Here is a 4227-nt window from a genome sequence, read left to right on the forward strand (position 1 = left end):
ATTTCACAGCAAACCAATTTGCTCGCATTAAATGCGGCTATAGAAGCGGCTCGGGCCGGAGATCAAGGGCGAGGGTTTGCTGTTGTCGCCGATGAGGTACGTAATTTGGCCCAGCGGACTCAGAACTCTGTGGGTGAAATACGCAAAGTGATAGAAAAAGTCCAACAAGGTACTGAGGGCGTAGTTGAGGTGATCCAGCAAGGAAACGCGTTAGCAAATGGAACTGCGATGCAAGTTCAAAAGGCCGTTGCTGAATTAGAAATAGTGTTTGAATCCATCTCAGCAATTAACGATATGAATAGCCAGATTGTAAAAGCGGCCCAAGAACAGCAAGCCGTCTCTGGTGAAGTCAACCTCAACCTATCCAATATTCGTGATCTTAGCGCGCAGATATTGACACTGGTCGGTGAATCAGAATCGGTTGGTGCTCAGATAAGTCAACTCTCGGCTAAGCAGCAACAGTTGGTTGGACAATTTAAAGTCTAACGGCTGAAAGAGTAAGAAGTAGATGTTTGCTTCTTACTCTCTCGCTGTATCATCCAGTTTACGCAATAAATCCTGCTGTACGATTTTCAGCGCTTCAAGTGCGGTGTGTGGTTCAATCTGATTGGTTTCTAATAAGTAGATGAGATCGACAGCGAGCTTTATCTCTTCAGACGCACCGTCTAGCGGTACAGTAGGATCATTCATTTTATTGGTTTTTCTCCCTGAACGTAATTTGTTTTTCGATCTTAGCCTTAGCTTCTTGGCAACGCTTGAGCCGTTGCTCTACCGTTAATAACGCTTTTTGTGCTTGCTGCTGACTAACAGCAGAAGTTTGCTTGAGTCCGAGTTCTTTTTCTCTCACCATATCCATCAGCCTTCGCTCCCATTCTTGGTGCTGGGCTAGCTCTTGATATAACGCATTGATCGGTTTGCGATAATAGCTGCGATGCTTGGGCTCACTTTTTCTGATCGATACTGTCGATATTTCGCGTTGGATTGCCGCAATTTGTGCAAGCAGTCGATCGGTTAGATATTGAGCTCGTTGACTGGTTAGCCGTTGGCTCTCTTGTTCGCGCACGATGGAGTCAAAGGTCGCTTTTGCTTCCATAACACAAGGGATTAATAAGTGCGCTTTACAGTGGAACAGGCGCTCATCAAACAGAGCCTGATGGTGTTCACCACGAGTTCGGTCAACACTGGCGGCTTGTTGTTTCAACTCTTCAATTAAGGACTTCAATTGAGAAAAATGGTTCATAAGCCTGCAAACCACGCATCATAAGTCAGCTTAATTGCAAGCACACTGACCACACTCACAAACACCGGACGAATAAATTTAGCGCCGAAACGAATCGCTGAATGTGCGCCAACAAAAGCTCCAGCCATCAAACAAACTCCCATAGTCAGTCCCAGCACCCAGTCAATATGCCCCAAAATGGCAAAGGTAACCAATGACGTTACATTACTGGTAAAATTCATCGCTTTAGCAAGGCCAGAGGCCAATAAAATGTTTAGTCGGTATAACGCCATCGAACTGACTGTCCAAAATGCGCCAGTCCCTGGCCCTGCCAGCCCGTCATAAAATCCAAGTATCAAGCCTTGCGCATACTGCTTTTTGTGAAGTACAGGGCAGGGAGGCGGGCTGACATCCTGGTGTGCATGTGGTGTTTTATGCCATATCGTATAGATAGCGGCCGCTAGAATAATGAGCGGCAGCACTTTTTGTAGCCAATCGGTGCTGATCGCATCGACAGCAAAAGTACCTATGGTTGCGCCAATTAAGGTGGCAATGAAAGCTCTGACCCAGCAATTTGGTTGAAACAACTTCTTCTGATAGTAGGTTAATGCGGCAGTTGATGAGGCAAATGTTGCCGCTAGCTTATTCGTTCCTAGTGCGATGTGCGGCGGAAGACCGATCGATAATAACGCGGGTACAGTAAGCATACCACCGCCGCCAGCGACCGCATCGATAAAGCCAGCAATAAAAGCAACAAGCGCCAACACAATCAAAGTGGTTGGCTCAACAAATTCCATGAATAAAATCGGCCCTGAGTAATGAGATGAAAGGGCGTAGTGTTAAGCCCTAGCTAATATTCTATTGTTCTTTTAAATGGAGGAAGCGAGTCCAATAATGATTTTCCGTAGCGTTTTGAAACGATTCGGCGATCGAGAATCACGACTCTACCAGAATCACGCTCTTTGCGCAGCAATCTCCCGACGGCTTGGATCAGCTTTTTGCTGGCTTCAGGAACGGTTATCTGAATAAAAGAGTTTCCGCCTCGCTTCTCTATGTATTCGGCGTGAGCTTGCTCAACTGGAGAGGTTGGTACGGCAAACGGAATTTTTGTGATCACCAGATTCTCCAAAAGTTCTCCTGGTAAGTCTAGCCCTTCCGAAAAGCTACTGGTGCCAAACATTACGCTCGTTTTACCACACTGCACTAGCATTTTATGTTTATTTAGAATTTCTGTGCGTGATATTTCACCTTGGACTTGCAGCGCCCAGCCTCGTTTAACAAAATCTGTTGATATTTTTTCAGCCACTTCGCGCATTTGCCAGTAAGAAGCAAACAGCACTAAATTAGCTTTGTTTGGCTGAATAAACTCAGCGAGCCGCTCTACCAGATAATCAGTATACTCTTTCGCTTGCGGTTCAAAACGCATTGCTGGAATGAGTAACTCGGCCTGATTTTGATAATCAAACGGTGAAGCGAGTGCTAGGAAACGTGTGCCATCTTCTGCCTTTTCACTGATCCCTGCTTGCGAGCAAAAGTAGCTGAACGAGTTAAGAGCTCGCATCGTCGCGGAGACTAAGATTGCGCCTATGCAGCGGCTCCAGATCTGTTGATCAAGTTGCCAACCAATTTCTAGCGGTGAAACGTTAACAATGAAATCACCTTCACGCCCAGGGTGAATTTCAAGCCAACGTGCCAAAGGGGCTCCTTTCTCTCGCTTGGGCTCCGCCATCAGCAGCCATACTTGGGCAAGGTTCTCTAAACGCTGAATATAAAAGCCTAATTCAGTCAGTGCTGGTTCTGCCAACCGAGCGGCGAGTTCGCCTTCTTTAACTCGTTCAGCAATCAAGTCCGCAATTTTAGCGACGGATTGATTGGCTTTTTGAGAGAGCCGCTTCAAGGTTTTAGACTCTTCTTCAAGCCATTGTGGCAGTTCTCCATGCTCAAAACGGTATCGCTTTTCTTCAAATTGTTCGGGTACAAACTGCTTTGTCAGTTGGCTCAAGCTTGGGATAAGTTGTTGCAGTGTCTCTTGCAGTTCGTTACGAAAACGTGCCACTCGTTTTTCTTCGGCTAAGCTTGAAAACTTGGTTACGGATTGATTGAGTTTTTCCAACCAACTAGCTGCGCCTTTCAAGCTTGCGGACGCTGAAGCGTGATCTCGTGCTACATGAGGTAAGTGGTGTGCTTCATCAAAAATGTAAATGGTGTTTTCGGGCTCAGGCAGAATGACACCACCGCCAAGGTCAGCATCCGCCATGACCAAGCTGTGGTTGGCAATAATGACATCGGCTTTATCCAGTTCTGAACGCGCCTTTTGAAAAGGACAATCTCTGTGGCCAGCAAAGCTACCATTACAACTATGCTTATCACTAACAATCAGTTGCCATAACTCATCTTTAATCGCTTTTGGCCACGAGTCGCGATCACCGTTCCATTTTCCTTGAGCCAGTTTTTCATACATGGTGGTGAATAATTCAACGTCTTTTTTTTGTGGCTTTGATTCGAACAGGGCAATTTGTGAGCCATCTACTCCACACGCAGCCGCGAGTTTTTCGGTGCAACAGTATCGTTGACGTCCTTTGGCAAGGATAAAAGAGAATTGACGATCAGTGATGCGTCTAAATAAAGGCAAATCTTTGCTGATCAGCTGTTCTTGAAGTGCCACTGTGGCTGTCGAAACAACAACCTTTCTATTATTCAACACTGCAACAGGAACCGCCGCCATTAAATAGGAGAGTGATTTCCCTATTCCTGTACCCGCTTCAGCAATCAGGATTCGGTTGGACTTGTGATATGAACCACACAATGTTTTTGCAATCTCAGCAACAAGATAATTTTGTCCTCGACGAGGAATGAAGTTTTCGAGCTGAAATTGCAGGTTTTGATAACTATCCCGAATGGATTTTTGGATTTTTGTTGTAAGCATACACAGACCTAAATAGCAGAGTGCCGAGTCTAGCACAGTTCACTAAAGGATACGCAGTTCACGAAATCGTATGCTTTTAGAT

General features: G+C 45.7%; 5 protein-coding genes. 1 reads left to right on the top strand and 4 read right to left on the bottom strand.

Features of this window, described 5'->3' with window-relative positions; genetic code table 11:
* The coding region (locus tag B9J84_RS09645; RefSeq protein ID WP_404206765.1) for a methyl-accepting chemotaxis protein at positions 1 to 486 on the top strand (486 nt) is incomplete at its 5' end.
* 33 nt (positions 487 to 519) lie between these two features.
* Here the strand turns inward: B9J84_RS09645 and rsmS are convergent.
* From rsmS to dinG, 4 genes are read right to left on the bottom strand one after another with little or no spacing between them, the layout of a single operon-like run.
* Complete coding sequence (rsmS, locus tag B9J84_RS09650; RefSeq protein ID WP_013856554.1) at positions 520 to 690, bottom strand: pleiotropic regulatory protein RsmS; 171 nt, start codon at positions 688 to 690, stop codon at positions 520 to 522.
* Position 691: 1 nt separating this feature from the next.
* Positions 692 to 1240 carry a primosomal replication protein PriC gene (priC, locus tag B9J84_RS09655; RefSeq protein ID WP_010319211.1) on the bottom strand — a complete coding sequence of 183 codons (549 nt, stop codon included), beginning with the start codon at positions 1238 to 1240 and terminating at the stop codon, positions 692 to 694.
* A complete protein-coding gene (locus B9J84_RS09660) occupies positions 1237 to 2016 on the bottom strand; it encodes a TSUP family transporter (protein ID WP_017045195.1) in 780 nt (259 codons plus the stop codon). The genes priC and B9J84_RS09660 overlap by 4 nt, the downstream gene beginning before the upstream one ends.
* Before the next feature lie 53 nt (positions 2017 to 2069).
* Positions 2070 to 4145, bottom strand: coding sequence for an ATP-dependent DNA helicase DinG (gene dinG, locus B9J84_RS09665; protein WP_094124031.1), 2076 nt, complete (start codon positions 4143 to 4145; stop codon positions 2070 to 2072).
* Positions 4146 to 4227 lie beyond the last annotated feature (82 nt).

Source organism: Vibrio sp. V03_P4A6T147 (assembly GCF_002241085.1).
GTDB classification, from domain to species: Bacteria; Pseudomonadota; Gammaproteobacteria; order Enterobacterales; family Vibrionaceae; genus Vibrio; species Vibrio anguillarum.